A 22,993-nucleotide genomic window follows, 5' to 3' on the forward strand; every position below is an offset into this window, starting at 1 on the left:
AAGGCCGGTCCGAAGGATTTCGGAACCGGTTTTTCTTTTTGGCTGGATTTTTAAAAGCTCTCAAGGCAGAATCTTAATTCTTTCTTAACTCGAATGTGCCGATCCTTATTCCGAATCGGCCGCTCGACCCTTGAATTTTGAGAGAGATTTTATAAGATTCAATCATGACACAAATAAAGAATCTTTCACGGTTAGAAACAGTATTTTCGATTTTTCTTATATACTTTGTAATCGGTTTTGTTTCGGTTTATTCTCAGGAAAAAAAAGAAACCGGAACGCTTACGCAATCGAGCACGGTCGACAAGGACAGGGAGAAAAACGACGAAGAGGACGACGAGGAATTTCAATCCAAAGACGAAGTGGAAAAAACCGAAAAGGCTCTTAAAAAATCGGAGCAATCTTCCTCGAAAGAAAAAAAAGAAGAAGAGAACAAACAACATCCCGTGTTCGGATTTTTCGTGGATTCTTATTACGCGCACAACCCGTATCGACCGAATTCAAGGGACAACAAATATCTGACTCAGCCCGCGCGTTGGGACGAGATCAATATCAACCTCGCGTATATCGACGGTAAGGTGGAAACGGATCGATACAGAGGTCGCGTCGCGTTTCAATTCGGAAACTCGGTGAACGCAAACTACAAAAACGAAGTCAACTCGGGAAAAAATTCGAACGAACTTTCGGTAAGAAACATTCAAGAAGCGTACGCGGGCGTTAAACTCGCAAAAAATCTCTGGCTCGACGGGGGGATCTATTTCGGAAACATAGGATTGGAAAGTTGGATTTCGCATAACAACTGGAACTATTCGAGAGCCTTGGCCCTGGATTACGTTCCGTATTATTCGAGCGGTTTTCGTCTTTCGTATCAATATTCGGAAAAACTATCGTTTCAACTTCATCTGATGAACGGTTGGTCCAATATCACCGAGACGAACCGGGATAAGGCGATCGGAACTCAGATCGACTACAAGGTTACGGATAAATTCAAGATCACGCACAACACGTTCGTAGGAAACGAGGCCCCGGATAATCAACCGCGTCAAACGAGATATTACAATAACCTAATACTTCAATATCACTTTACGAAACATTTCATCGTCGCCGGATCGGGAGACGTGGGAATACAACGCGTTCCGAATCCGGGAGCACGCGCGTATAGGCAATGGTATCACGCGACATTTTGGATCACTTGGAGACCGATCGAAGAGTTTAGAACCTCTCTTCGTTTGGAAAGAATGTACGACCCGGAACAAACGATCATACAAACGGGAACCAGAAACGGATTCTTAACTTCGGGAGCGACGATGACCTTCGATTATATTCCGAACGAAAACGCGCTGGTTAGACTGGAAGGAAGATATTTTCGTTCTTACGATCCGGTTTTTGATCGGGATAAAACGAAATCCAAAGAGGAAAAATTCGTGGTATTTGCGGTAACGATCAAAATTTAAAAATCGTTTTCCGACTCGAATTCGGAATTCACTTGAAACCTTTTCGACAAAGGTTCGAATCGTTCAGTATGGAACAAGCAACATTAGGCGGCGGTTGTTTTTGGTGTCTCGAAGCGGTGTATCAGATGGTGGAAGGAGTTGAAACCATCGTATCCGGATATTCCGCAGGACATATTCAAAATCCCGATTATAGATCCGTATGTTCCGGAACAACGGGACATGCGGAAGTCATTCAGATCACGTTCGATCCGAAGATCATCGATTATTCGGACATACTCGAAATCTTTTGGATCAGTCACGATCCAACTACGTTAAACCGACAAGGAAACGACGTGGGAACCCAGTATCGATCGATCATTCTCTATCATTCTCCCGAACAAAAAAAAATTGCGGAAGAATCGATCCAAAAAGCGGCTTCTCATTTTTCGGAGCCGATCGTGACTCAAGTGGAGGCTCTCAAGGAATTTTATCCGGCGGAGAATTATCATCAAAATTATTTCAGAACGAATCCGAATCAGGCTTATTGTCATTATGTGGTGAAACCGAAGATCGACAAATATCTCAAAACCGGTTTTAAGGTGAAACGCGTAAATTCCTGAATTCTACTTGATCCTCTTCGGAGAAACCGATAGTTTGATTCTTTAATGAACGCGAATATCCGAAGAATTTTTCTGATCCTTTTTCTGGGAATTTTTCTTTCCCAATGTAAGGCGAGCATTCAGCTTCAAGGCGAAATGCATCATCCTAAAACCGAAGACGGCTGGGATCTGACACTCGAACATTTTCCTCCTTTGGCCGGTCACGCTCCTAAAAAATATCCGGTCATCTTATGTCATGGATTGATCGCAAACAGGACGTATTTAAAGATCAACGAAAAGAGCTCCATCGTCGGAAGACTTCAAAAAGAAGGATACGACGTTTGGTTGTTGGATCTGAGAGGAAGAAGAGACGCCGGTTATCCTTCCCTGTTTTTCGGAGATAAAACGTTTTCTTACAGCATGGACGATTACATCCAATACGACGTGGATGCGGCCATCAAACACGTGTTAAACGCGACCGGCAAGGACAAGGTCAACTGGATCGGACACAGCATGGGCGGAATGGTCGTCTATGGAAGAGTGGGAAGTCTCGGAGAAAAAAGAATCGCGAACTTCGTAGCGATCGGTTCTCCCGCGATTATGGATCCGCCGAGCGAAGCTCTGAAACGCTGGACCTCTCTGACTTGGTTGATGAATCTCTGGCCCGTCGTTCCCACGGAAACTTGGGCAGGAATCCAAGGAGGAACCGGAATTCCTTTTCTTCCTCAAAAATCCTTCGAAGAACTTTTCTGGCATAAGGCGAATATAGATTCTTCCATTCTTTCCGGAGTGAAAACGACTTCGATCAATCCCGGAGCGAAGAAGGAAATTCTTCAGTTCAAAGACCTCGCGGAAAGCGGCGAGATCCGAAGTCTGGATCAAAAGATTTCTTATACGAACGGACTGAAAAACATCAAGATCCCCACCTTGTTCGTCGCGGGCAGAAGGGATAAACTCGGAATGTCTTATTCTCTTCGGTACGCATACGATACGATTTCTTCCGAAGACAAATCCCTTTTTATCGCTTCGAGATCGAACAATCATTCCGACGATTACGGTCATACGGATCTGATCGTTGGAAAGAACGCGGACCGGGACATATTTACGCCAATCGTCTCGTGGTTGGACAAAAGAAACTAATCTTTATTTTGGATTTAAGAATGAAACTTACGAAAACGATATCGACATCGATCGCGATCCTTCTGATCGCGATTCTCTTCAGCTGCACACGTTATGTGGTCATTACCGAACAAAAATTCACTTCGCAAACCGCGAACATCGCTCCGAACGTTTACTTGACCACTTTCTCATACGAGAATTCTTCCTATCCTCCCGTGCTTTTGGTGGACCCGGTGTTCATCAACAAAAAGGCCTTGTATCTCGGAGATAAATCCGGTTTGATCGGAGTTCTAAACGGAAACGGTTTTTCGGTTTGGCTTCTTCATTTCGAAGATCATAAATCCGTAAACTTAAAGGACATCGGGGAGAATCTGATTCCGGACGTCATCTCAAGAATTCAAAAAGTGACCGGCAAAAAGGAATACATCCTCGGAGGAGTTTCCCTCGGAGGTCAGGCGGTATTACATTCTTTTAAAGCGAAGAAGATTCCGGATATTTCCAAAGCGTTCTTTCTCGGAACGGGAATGGATTACAAATACAACGATAGTTTTATCGAACAGATGAAGAACGAAAAAAGATTCGGAACAGACTTGAGCGCTTCGTGTAAAAACAAGGATAGCTTTTGCAAACGATTCATCTCCTTCGACGAGGACGATCCTACGACTCTATTCGTATATCAGAATCTTTTTAACTACTTACCGGCCCTCGAGGAAAATCCGAAAACCTGGGAATCGTTCGAGTCCACGAATTTCCCTTCTCTTTTTATCGGAGGAAGAATCGACAACGTATCTCCGACCGAAAGTATTCATCCGGTTTATAAAAGAAAAAAAGGGAAAAAGGAATATTGGGAAGCGGGAAGAGACAACGGTATGTCGATCGACTACGATCACTTGGGACTTTTCGCTTATGAAGACGCGCCTTCGGATATCTATCAAAGGATCGCGGATTGGTTAAAAGAAAAAGAAGCCGAGATTAAGAAGGCCTCTTCCACCCCAGCAAATCCATAACCTTCTTGATGTCCTCCCAGACCTCGCGTTTGAGAGGACTGTTCTCCCCTCCGTTACGAATCACAAAACTAGGATGATACGTCGGCATCACCGGAATTCCGAAAAAAGATCCCCAGTTTCCTCTGAGTTTTGTGATTCCTTCCTTGGTGTTTAAGATAAATCTTGTGGAAGGATTTCCTAACGTAACGATCACTTTCGGTTGAATGATCTCGAGTTGTCTCAAAAGATACGGAGCGCAAGCGCGGGTTTCCTCTTCTTCCGGCGGTCTGTCCTTTTCGAACATCATATCCACGGTCGGCCTGCACTTCACGATATTGGCGATATAAACCGATTCTCTCGGAACGCCCATTCCCTTTTCGATGATTCTTGTCAGAAGTTCACCGGCTCGACCCACGAACGGACGGCCGGTGAGATCCTCTTGTTTGCCGGGGCCCTCCCCGATAAAAACGACTTCCGAATCGGAATTGCCTTCGCCGAAAACGGTTTGAGTTCGAGTCGTGCTGAGTTTGCAGAGTTTACACGCGACGACCTCGGATTGAACGAGGTTTAACCTTCTCAGTTTTTCTTCTTTGCTCATTGAAAATACGTTCCATCCAGACTGAAAAAGAATTTCTCTGGAGTCAATGGAAATGATCGTTCTTACGGACGCGGGTCTTTACGTTCCGCAAGCCGACGTTTATGTGGATCCCTGGAAAGGAGTTCCCAGAGCGATTCTAACACACGCGCATTCCGATCATACTCGAAAGGGATCGCGTCATTATCTCTGCGCGGAAAACGGACTTTCCCTAACCCAAGAACGTTTGGGGAAGAATTCCAACATTGAAACTCTTCGTTACGGCCAAGCCGTTTATCGAAACGGGGTAAAGATCAGTTTGCATTCCGCGGGTCATATCCTCGGATCGGCTCAAGTAAGAATCGAACACAAAGGAAAAATCGCCGTCATCAGCGGAGATTATAAAACGGTTCCCGATCCGACCTGCGAACCGATCGAAATCCTAAAATGCGATACGTTTCTTTCCGAGGCGACTTTCGCAAAACCCTATTACGCTTGGGAAAAACCGGAATTCGTATTTCAGAATATTCTAAATTACGTTTTAGACAACTACGAACAGGAAGAGATTACGGTTCTTTACGGATATTCCTTGGGAAAGGCGCAGAGAATTCTCAAAGGTCTTTCGATCGCCGCCGAAAATTCGGGGATCATTTTGGATTTTTTCGTTCACGATTCCATTCTTTCCATGAACGAACGATATAAGGAATCCGGAATTCTTTTGCCGAAAGCCAAACGTTTATCCGAGTTTCAGGGAGAATCCAAACATCCGTTCGTATTGATCGCGCCTCCCGGTTCTCCGATCTCCAACGTTCGTTCACGGAAAATTCGAAGCGCGTTTTGTTCGGGTTGGATGCAACTTTCCAAAAATAGAAAGAACGGAAACTTTCACAAAGGCTTCGTACTTTCGGATCACGCCGATTGGAACGAACTGATTCATACGATCGAATCCACGGGCGCCGAGGAAATTCTTCTCACACACGGAGATACGAAAGACATAGTTCGTTTTCTTTCCGATCAAGGGAAGAATGCAAAAACCTTGAAAACGAAATTTCATTCCGAGGAATCCGGAGAATCCTGAAATCCCGACTTTAGTCTCATAACCTTCTCAAATCGATTTCGAATACTCTAAAATTATAATATTCTACTCTTTGGTTCGCATGAATCAGTAACGCCTCGCAGCAAAGTTGAATCGTTCTCCTCGATGTCGTTTTCTTTTTTCCGAGTTGTGGTAGTTCCTACATTTTCAAAATCACGCTTTTATCAAAATTCTCTTCTAATTATAAGCCGATATGACTTTGGAAAAAATTTATTTAGACTGAAAAAGGATACGATCGGAGAATTTCAAAATTCCGATTGAAAAAAGAATTCGATCTCGGTTATCAAACCAGGAGCCCGATCATGAACGAAACCCGCGAACCCAAATTGACAAAAGCCAAAACGGAACATCGTTATACGTTGATGCGATGGATCGAAAAAAACGAAATCGAAAAGATAAAGGAAGAATTAGAATCCAGAGGCAAAGAGTTCTACGGAAATTCTCCGTTGTTTTTTGCCGCAAGCGAAAACAGTCCAGCGACTTTGGAATTTCTGGAAAGTTTCGGATTGCCTTTGGATACGAGAGATTCGAACGGAAACACGCTTCATTTTTACGCCTGCCGCGATCGGGGAAAAACGGAAGTCGTAGAATATCTACTTCAGAAAAACGTAATGCCCGATCCAAAGGATGTGGTCGAAGCCGCACATTCCGGGAAAATTGAAATTTTAAAATTATACCAACGCGCGGGAATCGATTTAAAAAATCCTAATATTCGAAACGATCACTATACGATTCTCGAGATCGCGACCTTCAGCGGATTGGAATCGGTGAAATTTCTTTTCGAGCAGGGATTGAAGCTGGAGGATTCCATTCTTCCCAGGGCCGTAAACTTGGGAAAGTTCGATCTGGTTCGTTATTTGGTCACGGAACAAAAGGCGAATCCGAACACAAAAGTACACGAAAGAAACGCGGTTCATGAAGCCTGTTTAGGTCCTTCCAATCACAATCCCTCGGAGCATTTGGAAATTTTAAAATTCCTACACGAAAACGGAGGCGATCTCAATTCCGCTTCGAATTGGATTCCGAATACGTACGCCTATACTCCGTTGCATTTCGCGTGCAGACCGGGTCCTCAGGATAAAACTCCGATCATACGATACCTTTTGGAAAACGGAGCCGATCCCGATCTGGAGAATCCGAATTCCGCGCTCAGCATCGCGGACACGACTACAAGAAAACAGGTTTTGAAATTTTTGGAAACGTTAGCGGACAAAATGATGAATCAAATCCATTAGAATATCATAATGTTCTTACGAGCGCCCGAGTTCGAACGACCTTACGAGAGGATCTAAATCGGTCCGATCTCGCGGGGATCACAACGTAGCGATCTCCGCGAGGTTTCGCTTCGAATCGTTACGGAACGAATTTTAAAACATATTTCGAATCCTTCTCGATCTGAGATTGCGAGAATCGAATCTCGCGGTGTTCTCCGTTTAAAAACATTTGAATCTGATCCCCGTAAAACGGAGAACCCATATTTCCCGAATTTCCGGTGGGCAACACCGACCAGGAATTTTCAGGATTCGAAAGATCGATAATTCTTCGTTTGGACGGACCGACGTGGGGACTCATTTTAGGATTGATTTCCTTTTGGTTCATCAGGTTGATCACGGATTCTCCCGAAACGACCGGAAAAGGTCCTTGATTGAAAATCGATCCGAGAACCGGAACCTTTCCCATCGGATGTTCGAAAGTGATCCGATGCGCCTTACCCCATTTCCAAGACGAAGGAGAACCTCCGTGTTCCTTGGAAAGATAACGAACCGTTTGAATAAACGAACGGATGAGAATTTCCTTTCTCGTTTCGCGTTTATCCGGAGTTTTGAGATCGTCCCAAAAATCCGACTTCGGATTAGCAAGAATGGATTTGTATGCGTTCCATCGTTCCGCGCTTTGACCGAAAACGTTCAGATCGGATTCTCCGAATTCGTCGAGCCAAAGATTCAACATTACGAATTGATTGAGCGTGTGAAAGATCGTAGCTCCCGATGAGTCTAACGTGTTTTCTCCGTCGAACTTTCTGTAAATTTCCAACGCCTCCTTAAAAACGCCGGACCAATTCCGATCCTCTTCGATCTCCAAAGAAATCAAAGGTACGATCGTTCGCGCCGAGAAAGAATGAACGTCGGTTTGAACTTTTTTGACGTCGTCCACGGACCAATTTTTTTTCTGAGATAGAAGTTCGTAGATCCTTCTCCCCCGATCCGATTCCTGCCAATAACCTTCCGGTCTTCCGAAACCTTTGAGATCGTATGCGGGAAGATGATTCGCGGTAAGAATGATTCCCTCCGGCGGATTGATCAGTTTCGGATTTTGAGAAAACGGAAGATATCCGATCACGTCGTCTTCTCCCGTCGATCCGTTTAGAATTTTACGAGTATTCGTTTTCTTTTTACGAAGGGGAAATCTACCCACTCCCCACCACGCGATGTTCCCCTTCGCATCTGCGTAAGAAACGTTTAAGCCCGGCGCAGGAAGATCGGCCGCGACCGCGGAACATTCCTGCAACGTGGAACAACGTCCGAGGGAATAAATTGTTTCCAGAATCGGAACGGAAAGATGATGAAAAACCCAATAGATCGAGACGACCGGACCGTTATAACCGGGAATCGGTTTGGAAACGATCGGTCCATGAGAAGTCACTTGGATCGTAATCTCTCTCGATTCTTCCCCTTTCACGGGAATCGATTCCTTAAAAACTTCGACGGGAACCCAATTTCCTTTTTCCTTTACGAGATTCGATTTCGTAGGATGCAAAACCTCTTCGTAAAAATCCATATCGTCGTTTTCCAACATCGTCAAAGCCCAGGCCTTCTTCGCGTTATGCGCGATTAAAGGAAATGGAACGATCGGAAGATGATAACCGTATGTTTCGTGATCTCCCGCTTTTAGATGAACCTCATACCAAGTTCCCGGATTGCTGTAACCGATATGAGGATCGTTTGCGAGAATCGCACCGCCCGTCGTTGATCGAGACGGGGCGATCACCCAAGAATTGCTTCCTAAAAACAAAGGAAGTTCTTCCAAGATCCGATTCGTTTTTCGAATCACGGAACCGAAATCTTCCAAGTCGGAAGCGGATTCGTTTTCCGATTTGGAAACGGAGAATGGATTTGCCTCTTTTTCGTTTTTGTCGGCCTTGTTATCCCGGCTTGGAAAAAAGTTTTTTCCGTACGTCACGAGTTTTTTCGGAGAAAAGGAAGGTTGATTCTCCTGAATCGAAAACGGATCTTCCGTATCGTGTCTTGGAAAAACTTCTCCGACGTTGCGATTCGGAAGTCTCTTTTCCAAAATCGTATAAAGAGAATCGTTTCGCAACGCTTCGGCAAACGAAAACGACAACAAAGAAAGCGCGCTTAAAACGTCGATCCGATCAAAAGGTTTCGGCTGATAACCGAGAATCGTAAATTCGATCGGAAGAGATTCCGTTTTTAAAAAGAAATTGATTCCTTCCAAAAAGGAATCGAGCTCTTTGAGGATCTGCGGATTTCCTTTCGAAGCTTCCGTTAGCATTTTTTCGGCCGTTCTTTTTAAAAGAATCTGTCTTAAAAAAGTATCCGTGGGAACCAGCTCCGCTCCGAGTACTTCGGATAATTCTCCCTTAGCGGCTCTTCTGAGAATTTCCATCTGAAACAAACGATCGCTCGCGCTCACATAACCTAACGCAAAATAGGCGGACGAAGAATCTTCGGATTGAATGTGCGGAACTCCGTAAGAATCCCGTATCACCGAAACCGGTTTTGCAAGCCCGGGCGCTTTGAGTTCTCCGGATAAACGGGGAGCTTTCGAATAGATTAAAAATGCGAACAACGCTTTTACAAAAATGATCAGAACAAGAACGACAATCAAGGATCTGCGAATCCACAACGGAGTTCGATTCCAGAAATCGGAAACGTATTGAACGAAATTTTTCATAGCCTAACCGGTTTTTCTATAGTTTTAAAAAAGAATTTTGCGGAACGTTTTTCGATCGATTGATCAAACGCGGATCGACTTTCGAAATTCATTTCCCTCTTTTCCGGGGATGGAGCTTATCCAATCTGATTTCAATAGCAAGAAAAGTTTTTTAGAAAATCCCTTTTTCCAAACTCTTTTTGATAATTTGAGAATCCTATTCGAAATTATAAATACAAACTCCCCGAAATTCCGGACGACCATGACGGTCTTTGCCGATCGGATCGAAAATATTGCAGAAACGATCCGAAAGTTTGCGGAAATAAGAAAAGAATTCGCTTTCATTCTTTTCTTTCGTTTTAAAAATTAGAATCGCGTCTTATATAACTTCCGCCGTGAATTCCTTTTTTAAACTCTGCGAAGAACTCAAAGAAGAATCGGATCCGATTCGAAAAAGAAGAATTCTTACCTCTTATCTTTCTTCTTGCGATTTGGAAGAACTCGACGTCGCATTCTTTTATTTAAGCGGCAAAAAAGAAAAAGGAATTCTCCGAGAAGAAGAATTGATTTCGTTCGCTCGAGAATTCTCGGGCAAACCGAATTGGTTGATTGAAAGTTCGATCCAAGAAGTCGGAGATTGCGCCGAGGCCTTGGCTCTTTTAACGGAGAATTCTTCCCAAAAGAAAACGAAATCGGCGACTTCAACGCTTCTTTCGATCCGAAAAATCGCGGAAACAATCCGATCCAACGGGCCCGTCCTTTCAAAACGAGCCGATTCCGAAAAGCCGGAACAAATCGAGGAAATCCTTTTTTCTTTTTGGAATTCGGCAGTCGTTTCCGAAAAAATTTTTCTTCATAGAATTCTTTTGGGAAAACAAATTCTTAAAATTCAGGATTCGATTTTACTTTTTGCGATCGCCGATTGTTTCGATTTGGAGATTGCGATCCTTTTCGAAAAAACGAAAACGTTCGGCGTTCCTTGGAAATCTTTTTCATTTTTGAAAACTCTTTCGGAATGGTTTTCCGATCGAGACGAACCGATTCGTTTATCCGAAACGGAAATTCGGATAAGAATCGATCCGTCCTTTCACGTAGAATGGAACAAGGTCGAAGCCGAGGATTTTCCCGAAGAAAATTCTTTAAACGGACATTCGTATTTTCTAATACCGGAAAACTGCGTTACGGTTCAAGTCGTTCTAAATGCATTTGGAGCCGCGGTATGGACCAAAGAAAATTACGTCTATCAAAAGGAAATTTCCGAAACCTTGGAGGAGCTTTTTTCTTCGATGGGATCCACGGAGTTTGCCGGGCTTGAGCTTCCGGAATTACCGATCGTCCTTTTAGGCCGGCTGATCGAAAAAGACTTCAAAAATACATTCGTTTTTTATGATATTCTTAAATACAAAGGCGAGAATCTTTTGAATCAAATCAATTCTCATCGGATTGAAATTTTAAATTCTCTCTTCCGTAAAAAATCTCCGCGTGTTGAAATCGTACATCGTGTTGAAGTTCCCGCCTCGGATTCGATGGGGCGATCGTTGGATATAAATTCTTTTCGAAAGGATATTCTCGGTGAAAATTCCGAGGCCTTTGTTTTTGATCCGCAAGATTTTCGATTTTATTCGATCCGGGCCGCGCTTAAAAGCGTCAAAGCCGTTTTGCTTTATGGAAGAAAGGCGATGAGCGAGGAAGGATTCTCCTTTTGGGAATTGAGTTTTGGTCTTCGGAAGGATCGGGAAGATTCTTCCCTGATTACGATCGCGCGAATCAGCGTCGGGTCGGAGGATTCTTTGTTTGCTGAGTTGGATCTTTTCTTTAAGGAGAATACGATTGAAAAGAAAGGTCCGATCCGAGGAGTTCCTACATTTTGGAGAACGGAACTTTTGTTTCGAAGTCGAGTGGTTTCAAAGAGACATAAGATCGGTTTTTTTCTCGAAGATGTCTCGCTTGGGAAGCGGATCGGGGTCGAAGAAGAGATCGATTCCGTCGATATTCTTTTGAAAATGTAGGAACTCATACAACTTTCCGAAACAGAGCTTTGCAGAAATCGCAAAATGTAGGAACTACCACGAAATTCTTCCGAGAACAATAAGACTCAAACTGAGTTGCTTGACAGGGACTCTCGTTCCGTTTTTTTGGTCGATATGAACCAGAAAACTGCAAAACTTCTCAACAAATACGCAGAACTTAAGGGTGTAAGCTCTAAACAAATCAAAAGAGAATGGTTGGTTTTGAACGAACATCAAAAAGATCAAAAAAGACAGGAAATTTTGAAAGAGCTGGTAAAATAAACCGGCTTTTTCTCAGTCTCTTCACCTGATCCCGGTCAACGACCTTTAGATCTTCCGAACTTATAACACCGGGCAGGACCTCAATGGAAGAAATCGAACTCACCAAAGAATTCCGCTTCGACGCCGCTCATCTTTTACCGAACGTACCCGACGGCCATAAATGCAAACGACTGCATGGTCACAGCTTCCGGTTTAAACTTCATTTAAAAGGAAAGATCGATTCGAAAACGGGTTGGCTCATCGATTACGCCGAAGTCAGCAAGATCGTAAAACCTCTCATCGAAAATCATCTGGATCATTATTATCTCAACGACGTTCCGGGACTTGAGAATCCTACCTCGGAAAACATTTCGATCTGGCTCTGGAATCATCTCAAACCCTTGTTGCCCTTGCTTTATAAAATCACTCTGAACGAAACGTGCACGAGCGCCTGCATCTATGAAGGTCCGAAAAATTCTTCCCAAGGATAAGTTCGAACTTTGAATTCCGCAAACGATCCGACTTTAAAAAGAAAGAATTCCGAAACGAAGAATCGGAAGAAATCTTCGAAAGAATCTTCCGAAGAATTTTCGAACGACAAAGCGGTCGTTCTTTTATCCGGCGGATTGGATTCGACGACTTGTTTGTATCAAGCCTTGGCGGACGGAAAACAAATCCAAGCGCTCTCCTTCGATTACGGACAAAGACATAGAATCGAATTGTCTTACGCAAAGAAGGTAACCCGTAAATTAGGAATTCCTCACACGATTCAAAAGTTAAAACCCGAATTGTTCTTAGGTTCTTCCCTCACGCAAAAATCGATCAAGGTTCCGAAAAACTCTTTGGGAAAAGACGAGATCCCGAACACATACGTTCCGGGCCGCAACATTCTCTTTCTTTCCTTTGCGGTTTCACTCGCGGAAGGAACGGGTTCCGATTCCATTTATATCGGCGTCAACGCCATGGATTATTCCGGTTATCCGGATTGCAGACCCGAGTTTATCAAAATGTATGAGATGGCGATCCAACTCGGAACCAAAAAAGGAAGCCAAGGTTCTCCGATCAAAATCGTGACCCCGCTTCAAAATCTTACGAAGAAAGAAATCGTTCTTCTCGGGAATCGATTGAAGGTTCCCTTTCATCTTACATTCTCCTGCTACGACCCTAAGAACGGGAAAGCCTGCGGAAAATGCGACGCCTGTCTCTTGAGAAAAAAAGGTTTTCAGGAGACAGGAGTTTCTGAAAAGTGATCCCATCGGTTTACCCGGCCTTCCTCAGCTCTCCAAAGGAAGGAATCTCTGATTAGGAAAAGTTATTATGGAACAGTTCGTAGGTTACCTGACGATCTTTTTATTAGCCGTATTCGTAGGTTTCGAGGTCATCACTAGAATTCCTCCCCTTTTACATACTCCTCTTATGTCAGGTTCCAATGCTATTTCCGGAATCACGATCATCGGAGCGATTCTCTCTCTTCATTCCGTAAACGGTCCATTGATCAATATTCTCGGATTTATCGCGATGGTCGCGGCTACGATCAACGTTGTTGGCGGGTTCTTGGTAACCCATAGAATGTTAGGAATGTTCAAGAAGAAAGAAAAGTAAGAATATGGAAAAATCGATCATCAATTTAGTTTATCTTCTCTCCTCCGTCCTTTTTATCGTAGGATTGAAACTTCTTTCTCACCCGAAAACCGCAGTACGAGGAAACTTCGTAGGCGCGGTCGGTATGTTCTTCGCAGTGGCCGCCGCTCTTGTGGAAAAGGGTCTTGCCTATGAATATATCTTAGCGGGATTCATCGTAGGAACCGCGATCGGAGTTTATCTCTCCGTAAAAGTGGAAATGACTTCCATGCCTCAGCTCGTTGCGGCCTTGAACGGCTTCGGCGGTCTCGCTTCCTTTCTCGTCGCAGGCGCGGCGGTTATGGAAGTTCTTCATCAAGGAACCAACCTCGAAGTATTAAAATCGTATCAGTTTACGATTTCAACCGCAGCATCCGGAATTATCGGCGCCGTAACTCTTACGGGAAGTTTCGTGGCTTATGGAAAACTCCAAGGCTTACTTTCCGAAAAAGCGGTTCGTTATCCGGGTGATCAGATCGTAAAAATTCTTTTCTTCATCGGTTCCATCGTTCTCAGTTATTTCGTAGTCATCGAGCCTGAAAAGATAGAATGGTACTGGTATGTGGTTGCGGTCGGTTCCGTTTTAGGAATCCTTCTCGTTATGCCGATCGGCGGGGCCGATATGCCGGTGGTAATCGCGCTTCTGAACTCTTATTCGGGAATCGCGGCTTCCGCAACCGGATTCGTTCTCGGCAATAACGTTTTGATCATCGCAGGTTCACTCGTGGGAGCATCCGGAATCATTCTTACACAAATCATGTGTAAAGCGATGAACCGTTCTCTTCCGAACGTTCTTTTCGGTGGACTCGGCGCGGCGGTTGACAACTCCAAAGGCGGAGAAGATATCTACGCCGGAAAAACCAAAAGTACTTCCGCGGAAGAAGTCGCAATGCTTCTGGATATGGCTCAAAGAGTCGTGATCGTTCCGGGTTACGGAATGGCGGTTGCACAAGCTCAGCACGCAGTAAGAGATCTTTATAATATTCTAACGGATAGAGGAATCGACGTAGAGTTCGCGATTCACCCGGTTGCGGGAAGAATGCCCGGCCATATGAACGTTCTTCTTGCGGAAGCCGATATCCCTTACGACAAGATGAAGGAAATGGACGAAATCAATCCTTCCTTTGAACAAGTCGATGTGGTAATCATCAACGGTGCAAACGACGTCGTGAACCCGCTCGCAAAAACCGATCCGAATAGTCCGATTGCCGGAATGCCGATCCTCGATGTGGATAAGGCGAAAACGGTTATCGTAATCAAACGAAGCTTGAGCCCGGGATTCGCAGGGGTTCCAAACCCGTTGTTTATCCAAGACAACGCGCTTATGTATTTCCAAGACGGAAAGAAAGCCACTCAAGAAATCGTTGCCGCTCTCAAAGAAACCTAACAGTTTCCGTTCTCAACCGGAGAATGTTCAAAAAGCCGGACTTGCAAAGGTCCGGCTTTTTTATTTTGGATTTTCCCGATGGCGAATAAAGAATCGCGCGAAGAAAGTCCAAACCTTTAGAAATCACAAACACAACACTTCCGAATAATACATTAGAATTTAAAAGTATTCTAATGTATTTTCCTTTCAGCCCAAAACAAAATTCATTCCAACTCACGGTGAGTGATACTTTCAGAAAAGGCCGTTGCAAAAGAATTTAATTCAAAATTGGAAAGAAAGCGAGGGTTTTCTAGTTGTTCGAACCGCACCTAAGCGATTCAATTCAAGATCGATAAAAATTATTGAGCAACGCTTACCGAATGAGGGTTACAAAATGTTAAAGTTTCACGCCGAGAGGTCCATGCCGATTCTATTTACGATGGGTTTTGTCGTTCACTTAATCAACTTTTCAAATTACTTACGCAACGGAAAAGTAGATCCGTCGATATTTATGTCCCCGCTCGTGGATTCGGCATTGTTCGTAGTTATGTTGTACAGTTCCTTTGCGTTACTTTGGGAGCACAAGGTTTTCTTTAAAACCTACGGTTTCGACGCGAGCATCGGACGTAAAATAGGATATTGGTTTATTACTTTTTACGTAACGGCCAGCCTTCCCGGCCACATTTACTATATCTACACTGCGGACGCTTCGTACTTCGCGTGGTTTGCCTGGTGGTTCAGTCCGATTATTATGACCGTCTATTGTCTTATGATTTGGTTCTGTTTTTCTTTAAAGCCGAAAGTTTGATTCTCAATTCGAAACGACTTCGAAATCCGTTCCCTAATACGAAAGGTCTATAAGATCGAAAACCGATGGGCAAACGCCGCATTTTAGGACGTTATGCTCATCGAAAGTCGAATTCTTGAATCAAAAAGTCATCAAATCGCAAAAATAAAATTCGTAAATTCGAAAACCCGACAAATAAACGACCGTATATGTCAATTACCTCATTTTCCATGTCGCATTAATGTTGCATAAGATTCTTTGAATATGAGATTGCCCTCGCAACCGTTCCCGAAATCCTGGATTTAAGCGGACTGTTAAAAAGAATTTATAACAGAATCCATTGGCAGAATTTTAACCTCGCTCTTTATATCGATCTGTGCGGCTCCGGTCGTTTTCCGTTTTCTTTTGAAACCATAGGATTTCGAAAGAGGTCCCAGGAAACGTTAGGCAAAATTGCACGGGATTCGGAAACGAATGTCCGTAAAAGCAGGAAAGAGAGATATTATTTTCCGAGAATGTAACGGCGATTTTACCAATGACTCAAGTGGAAACCGATCGTAACTTTATTTCGGGAAAAGAATTTGTCAGACAATCAGAATAGAGAAGATTCTCAGGAATCAACCTCAGAACCAACCCGCTCCAAAAAGAATCAATTTTATCCGAGTAATCCCACGAATGAGGAGCTCGATCAAAAGGTCGAAGAACTCAAGGTCTCGGTTTCGAAAATTCCGGAACTGACTCCGTATGCGGAACGACTTTCTTCTCTGCCTTGGAGCGAATACGAAGAAATTCTTTCCAAGGATTATTTTAAAACATTCTCCTTTTCTCAAGAGGATATCGACGCGGACGGAAATCCGATCCAATCCAAAAACGCGGAAAAGTTTTCGATTCAAGAGCCTAAAAAAATCTTAGCGGAAGCGCAGGAAAAACTCGGCGCGGAAAGCGAAGCCTATCACGTTTTGAGCATATATACGATGAATCTAATCACTCGGACCATGGGCCGAGCGGTTTCCATAGCCACCAAAAAACATTTCAATTCTTAATCCGTTGTGTCAAATTTTCGATCTCGATAATTCGACAGAAACCTCCACGTCCTTTCGATCAAAATTGATTCGACAATTCCGTCGTTTTATAACAAACTTCGGAATCCTTTTATCTCCGTTTAAACGTTCTTATGCGAACTCTTACGAAAAGTCATTCGATAACATGACGAGAAAAGGATTTTAAATTCTGATAAAATCGATTCTTTAAAGATCCGATTTTTAGATTCAAGAAGGATAAGAATGAAACGAACCCAAAATTCGATTTTAAAAAGACAAATTCTCAAAACGATTCTTTGGATCGGATTTGTTTTAGGAATTGATTCCAACGTAATCAACGCGAACGAAGCGGAGAAAAGGATCTTTTCCAGTAAAAACATCGATATTACGTTAAAAGATTCGAACGGATACAATCACTTTCTCGTTTTTACGAAAACCATGAGCCCGGATAAATCCTACATAGCGTATAACGTTGAATTCTGGGTGAACAACTATGTGTATTCGGGAACGGATGCCTATTCTCAAATCGTTTTCAAAACTCCAAAGAGAAATTATTACGGAAGTTTCTATAAATCCGATGTTTCCTCCAACGACGCGGTCGTTCTTTATTTTTACTTGGAAGAATCCGCAATCAAGGAACTTCTCGCAAATTCCTCTTCCGCGGATAAGGTTAGTTTAACCTTAAAAAACAAAACGATCTTGGAACATACGATCGCAACGAAAGAACATTTCAAAAGCGCTCTCAAAGAGATCGTCAACGTAGAATGAGCGATTCGATTTTTTAAAAAATTAAACAGAAGTATGTATTCGTATCTTCAAGAATTCTAAAGTTTCTGTCATGCTATAATAAGATTAATTATTTCTAATTTTGCCTGAAATGTTTCCGAAACCTATTGTTATTCCTCGCATGAAGTTATTTCAAATCAACGTAAGATTCATTCTATTCTTTTGTATCATTGTTGTCGGTTGTAAACATTCGAACGATGATTCTCCCTGGCTTTTGGCGGGAGGTTCGACCGTAATCGCTCAACAAATCGAAATCCAAAGCATTACATCCGGTCCGGTTCTGATCGATCAAGATTCGGAACTTACGAACTACAAATTCAAAATTTACAATCAAACTCAAAATTTGATCTTGGACGGTTACTTTTCCAAACCGGCCGGATCGGGACCGTTCCCTTTGATCGTAATGATGCACGGTTGCGCGGGCGCTCATTCCAACAGCGACGCTACAAAACCGCCCGCTTCTCTTTTTACGGAATGGGCGGGCAGAGGAAAGGATCTCGGATATGCGACGCTTTTGATCGACAGTTTTACGCCGAGAAACGCGGATCAAAATCAATGCAATAACGGATCGAATGTCGGAACATCAGAAGTCACCGACAGACCGACGGACGCTTATGCCGCGCTCGCCTACCTCAAAAGATCCAAGATCATCAACAACAATCGAATCGTTTTGCTAGGATGGTCGCACGGAGGAAGCAGTGTTTTATCCACCGCCGACACAAGTACGACGACTCAATATCGAACCGAAAATTCCAGACCGTTCCGCGCCGTGATTTCTTTTTATCCGGGATGCGGTTTGAACAACGCGTTCGGGGGAATTTCCACGAGCCAATATCTGCCTTATACACACGTTAAAATTCTCGCGGCGGGTTTGGATCCGCTTTATACCGGCGGTTATTGCGACACGAGAATTTCCAGAGCACAAACGTTAGGCGCCAGCGCGGCAACCAACAACTCGATCGCGATAACCGTTTATCCGAACACACATCACAGCTTCGACGAAGCCAAAGCGGTTTCCGCAAAATTCGACGCAAACGACGTGGCCGCAAAACCGAACGCGGATCAGGAAGCGGTGAACTTTTTTCAGCTTTATAATCCATAAGAAAAACATTATATGAAATCGAAGAATTACCATTTTCATCTACGATAGGATTCAAAATGAAACATCAACTTTTTTTCAAAGATGATTCTTCCGATAAATTCTGGAACATCGAAAGTTCCGGAAACTCGTTTACGGTAACGTACGGAAAAACCGGAACCGCAGGGCAAACGCAAACAAAAACCTTCGCAGACGAAGCGACCTGCCTCAAAGAAGCGGATAAATTGCTCAAAGAAAAAATCAAAAAAGGATACAAGGAAAGCGGGGCCGCGAACTATCTCGAAACTTGGAAAGAACTCTCTGAAAGCAAGAATCTTCCCGAAGGGTTTTTCAAACATTTTTCCTTCTTAACCGAAACGAAAGAAGATCAGGAAATTTTAGCGAAACTTGCGGCTCAGGTTACGAAAATACGAATCGATTCTTCCGAAAACGTTTTGATCGCGGAGCTTAAATATGGAGATTCGAGTTTTACGGAACCCTGCGAAATTCGTTGTAATCCTCCTCTTGCAAATTCTCCCGCAAAAGGTTTACCGAAAAGTTACGTAAAAACTTCCCAGGTTCACAACGGAATCTACTTCGAAGATTTAGGCGGAGGTTGTATCGGATTTTTCGGAATCAACGAAAAAGGAAACATGAACGAAGGCGGATGGGAACCGGAAGCGCTGGAGGAAGGCGACAACGAAGAATATCTCGAAGCCTTGGAAGAAAAAGAACTCTCGATCAGCGACGTTCCTTGTATCATAGAATTCGGACAGAATTGGATCTTGAGCGATCCTTTGAAAAAAACGGTTCATAAAGAACCCGCGTATCTTTTCGTTTCGCACGAAGACTGCGAAGCGGTTAAGATTCCCGGAACGGATTCTCTTTTATTCGGACAAATTCTTTTGAGGATTCTCGCGCAGAGAATTTTGGATATCGATTCTTTCCCGGAAGTTTATTCTTAAGATTTTTATAATATAGGATCATACTATGAAACCGAAATTCTCCCTTAAGACCGTTACCATGGACGAAGAAGTCGGATTTACGGCCCATCTCGTATTGGTGCCGATCTCGGAATCGAATTCGAAAGAAATCAAAGAAGCGATCTTAAGTTGGACGAAAATTCTCAAGGACGCCGAAGAATCCGTGTTATCCGATCCGGTTTTCGAAGAATCCGATCCGTGGTTCGGTTTCGGCGTTATGATCGGAGATCGGGTTTTGACCGAGCAAGAAATTTTTTCCGAAATCTCCAAAGAAGACGAAGGGATCGAAGCAGCGGCGATCGACTTTATCAAAGAGCTGATTCGATACAACAAGAACGACGGGGAAGGACTTGTTACGCACGAAGAATTGGAAACGGGAACGTACGCAATGCTTTGGCTTCTTGAAAAAAGTCTGAAACATCTCGATCTTTATCTGAAGTATTTGGGTTCCTTGGATCTGGATCATATGGTGGCTCAATTGGACGTCTTATTTAGAATCGTGAAGTTGTATTCCGCCGCGGAGTTGGAACCGCTCAAAAAATTCTCGGAAGAGAATTACGTTCAGCAGTTCAACAACTGGTTTGAAAACGACCGAGCCTGGAAGAACTAAAATTCTCCCCCGAATGAGGAAAGAAAAAATAGAATCTTAAACTCGAATACGCGGTCGCGGACTTTTGCGGCCTAAGAAAGAATTGAATTGTTATCTGTGATTTCGATTCTATTGATTATGGAGAAAAAAGATTACAGCGACGAAGTTCGTTTGCATCGTTCCAAGATCATTCGTTTTTTATTGTTCATCACCGGTTCGGTTTCTTTGGCCTTAGGGATTATCGGGATTTTTACGCCGATTCTTCCCACGACCCCATTCTTACTTTTATCCGCGGCTTGTTATGCGAGGGCCTCGCATCGATTTTACAATTGGTTGATGAACAACCGATATTTCGGTTCTTATATCCGCGATTGGAGAATCCACAAAATGATTCCTCTTCGCGCGAAGATCATCGCGATCTCGATGATCTTTTTAACGATGGGAACGACCGTGTTCTTTTTTATTCCGATTTTAGCGGTGAAAATTCTAGTTTCGCTGATCGGCATTTTGGTCGTGATTTATTTGATTCGGATTCCGACCAAACCGAAAAGCTGAACTCGGCAACGATTTTTTTTGGGGAGAATTGTAGGAGTTCCTACAATTTGGAGCATCTAAATTCTTCTTGCGAAAAGTATGATTTTCTGATATAGGAGATTTGCCGGAAGGTTCCCACCACCTCTCCACCTCCACCCTATTTCGCGACCCGTAGGGGGCGAAATCTGAGTTAAAAAAGAAACTCAATAATGCCTCACTCTCTACGGATCGTTCGGCAGGGCCGAAATTTCACTAAAAAGCCGTCAGAGTTCCGACCAGACCTCAGTAAGGAGAACGGGAAGGAAACATGTGAAAAACTTTAGACTCGTTTTCTTTGAGAAGCTCCGCGATGTCCAAAGCTTCCTGCACCTTTCTACGTTTGTCCGGTTCTTCCTGAAGCCAAGACGTTACGAAAGATTCGAGTCTTCTATAATCCTTGATAAACGAAAGAGAACGGATGTATTGAATCTTATCCTCTTCTTCTGCGATTCTAAATTGAATCACGGTTTGATACGTCGCCGCGGCCATTCGGTAGTTGCCGGTATTGTAATATGCGTGCGCTAAAAATCTTTTTTCCTGAAACGGAAGTTCTCCGTATTGATTGTAGATCTTAATCGCCTTTCTATAATTCTGATGAATGTCCATTACGAGCCTTGCATGGATCAACATGTATTCCCGGGAAACGAATCCTTCCTTTACGAAATCGACACACTGAGAATACGCGTCGGCTTTGTTGCCCAAAAGAAAATTGGATTTTAAAAGAAGAAGTTTCGCCGCTCTGAAATTCGGTTTGAGTTCGATCGCCCGATCCGCTTCCGCTTTGGCCCTTAAATAATTTCCGGTTTCGAAATAAGCGAGTGCCAAGTTGATTCTATAGAACGGATTGTAATTGGAAAGTTCCACGGCTTTTTGAAAGTATTCCAACGATCTCGCCCACTTCGATCTTTGAACGAAGATCATTCCCAACTGATAATACGAAGGGTCGTGACCCGGATGAATTTGAATCGCTCTTAAGAGAGAATTTTTCGCCTGAGGATAACGTCCTTGCGCGTAAAGATAAGAACCTTTCAGATAATGATATTCCACCGTATTCTCGTCCAACTTCTTGATCTTGTCGATGTTGACGGAAGCGCGCGCAAGATTATTCGCACGAATGAGGTTGACCGTTTCGGTATTGAGCGCGGCGATCTGAACTCTTCTTCGAGCCGCTTCGGTCGGATCTCCGGGAGAATGTTCCATGTTCGGAACCGGCGGAGAATTGCCCGGAAGATTTTCATCTTCCTCATTGGAAAAAATTTCCGCCGAAAGAAAGAACAAAATCAAAAAGGAAAAAAACAAACGATTCATAAAATTTCCGATCGAATCGAAATTAAATTCTGGAATTTATTTCTTTTCGAAAAATTCAACGTTGTCTTCTTTCTTATTCAAAAGTTGTAATTCTTTATCGTTTACTTTGAGAATTCTATATTCCAAATCGAAGGCCAGGTCCGCGAGATTGAAATGAATATCGTCGCCTTGCATCTTATAAGTAAGATGGAACGTATCGTATTTCGCGAGTCCTTCGGGAAGGATGAGAAGATGAGATCCCTTTCCTTTTTCCGGATTCGGACATTCTCCCTTTTCCGGACAGTTTTTGACTTTGATCCAATCTCCTAAAATCAATTCTTCCTTTTTTTTACAAGCGGAGAATAAAAACAAAATCAAGGATATGATGAGAACCAATTTTTTCATAGATTCAAGCATAGAGATCCGGCTCCCCCTGTCCAATGAAAATCGTCGCGGGCAAAACGCATAAATCGTTCGGATTCATTCGGATAAGACGGATTCTAAAACGTTAGGAAAGAATTTACTGAGCGTCCAAATATTCTTTTAAATTCAGGACTTCGAAGGTGTTGAGAAGATCGGGATGAATCGCGCTGATCGTACAGGAAATTCCTTCGGAGCGGGCGTTCTTTAAAAACCAAACGAGGGAACTGATCGAAATCGAATTCATCACCGGAATATCTCCCAAATTGAGAATGATATTCTTCGGTTTTTTGGCGATCGCATCCATGAGCATCGTCCGGAATGCGTAGTAATCGTTGAACAGGATCGAAAGATCCGGGGTGATTTCGATTGTTTCGGGGTTGTCTGACATGGAAGATTCGCTTAAAAGTTTTTCCGTATACTCTGTAAGTTTCGGACAAAAAAAACTTTCTACCTAAAAAAATCTCTCCTGGAAATCGCAAATTCAACCGATTTT

General features: G+C 43.3%; 24 protein-coding genes. 19 read left to right on the forward strand and 5 right to left on the reverse strand.

Going from position 1 to position 22,993, the window contains the following annotated elements; all coding sequences use genetic code 11:
• Positions 1 to 164: 164 nt before the first annotated feature.
• From LEP1GSC052_RS15225 to LEP1GSC052_RS15240, 4 genes are all read left to right on the forward strand, one after another.
• Positions 165 to 1,451 carry a porin gene (locus LEP1GSC052_RS15225; RefSeq protein WP_020986567.1) on the forward strand — a complete coding sequence of 429 codons (1,287 nt, stop codon included), beginning with the start codon at positions 165 to 167 and terminating at the stop codon, positions 1,449 to 1,451.
• Between the two features lie 68 nt (positions 1,452 to 1,519).
• Positions 1,520 to 2,050, forward strand: coding sequence for a peptide-methionine (S)-S-oxide reductase MsrA (msrA, locus tag LEP1GSC052_RS15230; protein WP_040913632.1), 531 nt, complete (start codon positions 1,520 to 1,522; stop codon positions 2,048 to 2,050).
• 45 nt (positions 2,051 to 2,095) lie between these two features.
• On the forward strand, positions 2,096 to 3,169 hold the full coding sequence (locus tag LEP1GSC052_RS15235; protein WP_010573391.1) for an alpha/beta hydrolase: 1,074 nt from the start codon (positions 2,096 to 2,098) through the stop codon (positions 3,167 to 3,169).
• Between the two features lie 20 nt (positions 3,170 to 3,189).
• Positions 3,190 to 4,155, forward strand: coding sequence for an alpha/beta hydrolase (locus tag LEP1GSC052_RS15240; RefSeq protein WP_040913062.1), 966 nt, complete (start codon positions 3,190 to 3,192; stop codon positions 4,153 to 4,155).
• On the opposite strand, the gene LEP1GSC052_RS15245 is transcribed toward LEP1GSC052_RS15240, so the two are convergent.
• Entirely contained in the window at positions 4,121 to 4,732 is a 612-nt protein-coding gene (locus tag LEP1GSC052_RS15245; RefSeq protein ID WP_010573389.1) for a uracil-DNA glycosylase, read from the reverse strand. The genes LEP1GSC052_RS15240 and LEP1GSC052_RS15245 overlap by 35 nt on opposite strands.
• A gap of 46 nt (positions 4,733 to 4,778) precedes the next feature.
• Here LEP1GSC052_RS15245 and LEP1GSC052_RS15250 point away from each other — a divergent pair, with 46 nt between their 5' ends.
• Together LEP1GSC052_RS15250 and LEP1GSC052_RS15255 are read left to right on the forward strand one after the other, a co-directional pair.
• Complete coding sequence (locus LEP1GSC052_RS15250) at positions 4,779 to 5,786, forward strand: ligase-associated DNA damage response exonuclease (RefSeq protein ID WP_010573388.1); 1,008 nt, start codon at positions 4,779 to 4,781, stop codon at positions 5,784 to 5,786.
• A gap of 320 nt (positions 5,787 to 6,106) precedes the next feature.
• Positions 6,107 to 7,039 carry an ankyrin repeat domain-containing protein gene (locus LEP1GSC052_RS15255; RefSeq protein ID WP_156892128.1) on the forward strand — a complete coding sequence of 311 codons (933 nt, stop codon included), beginning with the start codon at positions 6,107 to 6,109 and terminating at the stop codon, positions 7,037 to 7,039.
• A 118-nt stretch (positions 7,040 to 7,157) separates the two neighbouring features.
• Here the strand turns inward: LEP1GSC052_RS15255 and LEP1GSC052_RS15260 are convergent, their stop codons facing one another.
• Positions 7,158 to 9,719: a penicillin acylase family protein gene (locus LEP1GSC052_RS15260; RefSeq protein WP_010573386.1), complete on the reverse strand. Its 2,562-nt coding sequence runs from the start codon at positions 9,717 to 9,719 to the stop codon at positions 7,158 to 7,160.
• A gap of 374 nt (positions 9,720 to 10,093) precedes the next feature.
• Here LEP1GSC052_RS15260 and LEP1GSC052_RS15270 point away from each other — a divergent pair, with 374 nt between their 5' ends.
• The 13 genes from LEP1GSC052_RS15270 to LEP1GSC052_RS15335 all read left to right on the forward strand — a co-directional run bounded on the left by LEP1GSC052_RS15270 (position 10,094) and on the right by LEP1GSC052_RS15335 (position 20,772).
• Positions 10,094 to 11,707 (forward strand): DNA ligase-like domain-containing protein, encoded by a 1,614-nt coding sequence (locus tag LEP1GSC052_RS15270; protein WP_020985925.1) that lies wholly within the window; start codon positions 10,094 to 10,096, stop codon positions 11,705 to 11,707.
• A gap of 135 nt (positions 11,708 to 11,842) precedes the next feature.
• Positions 11,843 to 11,989 (forward strand): hypothetical protein, encoded by a 147-nt coding sequence (locus LEP1GSC052_RS21480; protein ID WP_046690929.1) that lies wholly within the window; start codon positions 11,843 to 11,845, stop codon positions 11,987 to 11,989.
• Positions 11,990 to 12,072: 83 nt separating this feature from the next.
• Entirely contained in the window at positions 12,073 to 12,459 is a 387-nt protein-coding gene (gene queD / locus LEP1GSC052_RS15280) for a 6-carboxytetrahydropterin synthase QueD (RefSeq protein ID WP_010573383.1), read from the forward strand.
• A gap of 9 nt (positions 12,460 to 12,468) precedes the next feature.
• Complete coding sequence (gene queC / locus LEP1GSC052_RS15285) at positions 12,469 to 13,218, forward strand: 7-cyano-7-deazaguanine synthase QueC (protein ID WP_010573382.1); 750 nt, start codon at positions 12,469 to 12,471, stop codon at positions 13,216 to 13,218.
• Positions 13,219 to 13,285: 67 nt separating this feature from the next.
• Positions 13,286 to 13,570 (forward strand): NAD(P) transhydrogenase subunit alpha part 2, encoded by a 285-nt coding sequence (locus tag LEP1GSC052_RS15290; protein WP_010573381.1) that lies wholly within the window; start codon positions 13,286 to 13,288, stop codon positions 13,568 to 13,570.
• 4 nt (positions 13,571 to 13,574) lie between these two features.
• A complete protein-coding gene (locus LEP1GSC052_RS15295; protein ID WP_010573380.1) occupies positions 13,575 to 14,975 on the forward strand; it encodes an NAD(P)(+) transhydrogenase (Re/Si-specific) subunit beta in 1,401 nt (466 codons plus the stop codon).
• A gap of 373 nt (positions 14,976 to 15,348) precedes the next feature.
• Positions 15,349 to 15,762 (forward strand): hypothetical protein, encoded by a 414-nt coding sequence (locus LEP1GSC052_RS15300; protein WP_040913633.1) that lies wholly within the window; start codon positions 15,349 to 15,351, stop codon positions 15,760 to 15,762.
• 560 nt (positions 15,763 to 16,322) lie between these two features.
• Positions 16,323 to 16,784: a hypothetical protein gene (locus tag LEP1GSC052_RS15305; RefSeq protein WP_010573378.1), complete on the forward strand. Its 462-nt coding sequence runs from the start codon at positions 16,323 to 16,325 to the stop codon at positions 16,782 to 16,784.
• A gap of 240 nt (positions 16,785 to 17,024) precedes the next feature.
• On the forward strand, positions 17,025 to 17,549 hold the full coding sequence (locus LEP1GSC052_RS15315; RefSeq protein WP_010573377.1) for a hypothetical protein: 525 nt from the start codon (positions 17,025 to 17,027) through the stop codon (positions 17,547 to 17,549).
• 139 nt (positions 17,550 to 17,688) lie between these two features.
• On the forward strand, positions 17,689 to 18,669 hold the full coding sequence (locus LEP1GSC052_RS15320) for a dienelactone hydrolase family protein (protein WP_010573376.1): 981 nt from the start codon (positions 17,689 to 17,691) through the stop codon (positions 18,667 to 18,669).
• A gap of 56 nt (positions 18,670 to 18,725) precedes the next feature.
• Positions 18,726 to 19,610, forward strand: coding sequence for a WGR domain-containing protein (locus LEP1GSC052_RS15325; protein ID WP_010573375.1), 885 nt, complete (start codon positions 18,726 to 18,728; stop codon positions 19,608 to 19,610).
• Between the two features lie 25 nt (positions 19,611 to 19,635).
• Entirely contained in the window at positions 19,636 to 20,238 is a 603-nt protein-coding gene (locus tag LEP1GSC052_RS15330) for a hypothetical protein (protein WP_010573374.1), read from the forward strand.
• 117 nt (positions 20,239 to 20,355) lie between these two features.
• On the forward strand, positions 20,356 to 20,772 hold the full coding sequence (locus LEP1GSC052_RS15335; protein WP_040913634.1) for a YbaN family protein: 417 nt from the start codon (positions 20,356 to 20,358) through the stop codon (positions 20,770 to 20,772).
• 261 nt (positions 20,773 to 21,033) lie between these two features.
• On the opposite strand, the gene LEP1GSC052_RS15340 is transcribed toward LEP1GSC052_RS15335, so the two are convergent.
• The 3 genes from LEP1GSC052_RS15340 to LEP1GSC052_RS15350 form a co-directional block, all read right to left on the reverse strand.
• On the reverse strand, positions 21,034 to 22,098 hold the full coding sequence (locus LEP1GSC052_RS15340) for a tetratricopeptide repeat protein (protein WP_020986196.1): 1,065 nt from the start codon (positions 22,096 to 22,098) through the stop codon (positions 21,034 to 21,036).
• A 36-nt stretch (positions 22,099 to 22,134) separates the two neighbouring features.
• Positions 22,135 to 22,482 carry an LIC10301 family lipoprotein gene (locus LEP1GSC052_RS15345; RefSeq protein WP_100737948.1) on the reverse strand — a complete coding sequence of 116 codons (348 nt, stop codon included), beginning with the start codon at positions 22,480 to 22,482 and terminating at the stop codon, positions 22,135 to 22,137.
• Positions 22,483 to 22,597: 115 nt separating this feature from the next.
• A complete protein-coding gene (locus LEP1GSC052_RS15350; protein ID WP_010573370.1) occupies positions 22,598 to 22,888 on the reverse strand; it encodes an STAS domain-containing protein in 291 nt (96 codons plus the stop codon).
• Positions 22,889 to 22,993 lie beyond the last annotated feature (105 nt).

This window comes from Leptospira kmetyi serovar Malaysia str. Bejo-Iso9, assembly GCF_000243735.2.
Classification (GTDB): domain Bacteria; phylum Spirochaetota; class Leptospiria; order Leptospirales; family Leptospiraceae; genus Leptospira; species Leptospira kmetyi.

What these genes read in the sequence shown, in the direction of transcription:
- LEP1GSC052_RS15225 (WP_020986567.1), top strand. Translation starts at nt 165, where the DNA reads ATGACACAAATAAAGAATCTTTCACGGTTAGAAACAGTATTTTCGATT.
- msrA (WP_040913632.1), top strand. Translation starts at nt 1,520, where the DNA reads ATGGAACAAGCAACATTAGGCGGCGGTTGTTTTTGGTGTCTCGAAGCG.
- LEP1GSC052_RS15235 (WP_010573391.1), top strand. Translation starts at nt 2,096, where the DNA reads ATGAACGCGAATATCCGAAGAATTTTTCTGATCCTTTTTCTGGGAATT.
- LEP1GSC052_RS15240 (WP_040913062.1), top strand. Translation starts at nt 3,190, where the DNA reads ATGAAACTTACGAAAACGATATCGACATCGATCGCGATCCTTCTGATC.
- LEP1GSC052_RS15245 (WP_010573389.1), bottom strand. Translation starts at nt 4,732, where the DNA reads ATGAGCAAAGAAGAAAAACTGAGAAGGTTAAACCTCGTTCAATCCGAG.
- LEP1GSC052_RS15250 (WP_010573388.1), top strand. Translation starts at nt 4,779, where the DNA reads ATGGAAATGATCGTTCTTACGGACGCGGGTCTTTACGTTCCGCAAGCC.
- LEP1GSC052_RS15255 (WP_156892128.1), top strand. Translation starts at nt 6,107, where the DNA reads ATGAACGAAACCCGCGAACCCAAATTGACAAAAGCCAAAACGGAACAT.
- LEP1GSC052_RS15260 (WP_010573386.1), bottom strand. Translation starts at nt 9,719, where the DNA reads ATGAAAAATTTCGTTCAATACGTTTCCGATTTCTGGAATCGAACTCCG.
- LEP1GSC052_RS21480 (WP_046690929.1), top strand. Translation starts at nt 11,843, where the DNA reads ATGAACCAGAAAACTGCAAAACTTCTCAACAAATACGCAGAACTTAAG.
- queD (WP_010573383.1), top strand. Translation starts at nt 12,073, where the DNA reads ATGGAAGAAATCGAACTCACCAAAGAATTCCGCTTCGACGCCGCTCAT.
- LEP1GSC052_RS15290 (WP_010573381.1), top strand. Translation starts at nt 13,286, where the DNA reads ATGGAACAGTTCGTAGGTTACCTGACGATCTTTTTATTAGCCGTATTC.
- LEP1GSC052_RS15295 (WP_010573380.1), top strand. Translation starts at nt 13,575, where the DNA reads ATGGAAAAATCGATCATCAATTTAGTTTATCTTCTCTCCTCCGTCCTT.
- LEP1GSC052_RS15300 (WP_040913633.1), top strand. Translation starts at nt 15,349, where the DNA reads ATGTTAAAGTTTCACGCCGAGAGGTCCATGCCGATTCTATTTACGATG.
- LEP1GSC052_RS15315 (WP_010573377.1), top strand. Translation starts at nt 17,025, where the DNA reads ATGAAACGAACCCAAAATTCGATTTTAAAAAGACAAATTCTCAAAACG.
- LEP1GSC052_RS15320 (WP_010573376.1), top strand. Translation starts at nt 17,689, where the DNA reads ATGAAGTTATTTCAAATCAACGTAAGATTCATTCTATTCTTTTGTATC.
- LEP1GSC052_RS15325 (WP_010573375.1), top strand. Translation starts at nt 18,726, where the DNA reads ATGAAACATCAACTTTTTTTCAAAGATGATTCTTCCGATAAATTCTGG.
- LEP1GSC052_RS15330 (WP_010573374.1), top strand. Translation starts at nt 19,636, where the DNA reads ATGAAACCGAAATTCTCCCTTAAGACCGTTACCATGGACGAAGAAGTC.
- LEP1GSC052_RS15335 (WP_040913634.1), top strand. Translation starts at nt 20,356, where the DNA reads ATGGAGAAAAAAGATTACAGCGACGAAGTTCGTTTGCATCGTTCCAAG.
- LEP1GSC052_RS15340 (WP_020986196.1), bottom strand. Translation starts at nt 22,098, where the DNA reads ATGAATCGTTTGTTTTTTTCCTTTTTGATTTTGTTCTTTCTTTCGGCG.
- LEP1GSC052_RS15345 (WP_100737948.1), bottom strand. Translation starts at nt 22,482, where the DNA reads ATGAAAAAATTGGTTCTCATCATATCCTTGATTTTGTTTTTATTCTCC.
- LEP1GSC052_RS15350 (WP_010573370.1), bottom strand. Translation starts at nt 22,888, where the DNA reads ATGTCAGACAACCCCGAAACAATCGAAATCACCCCGGATCTTTCGATC.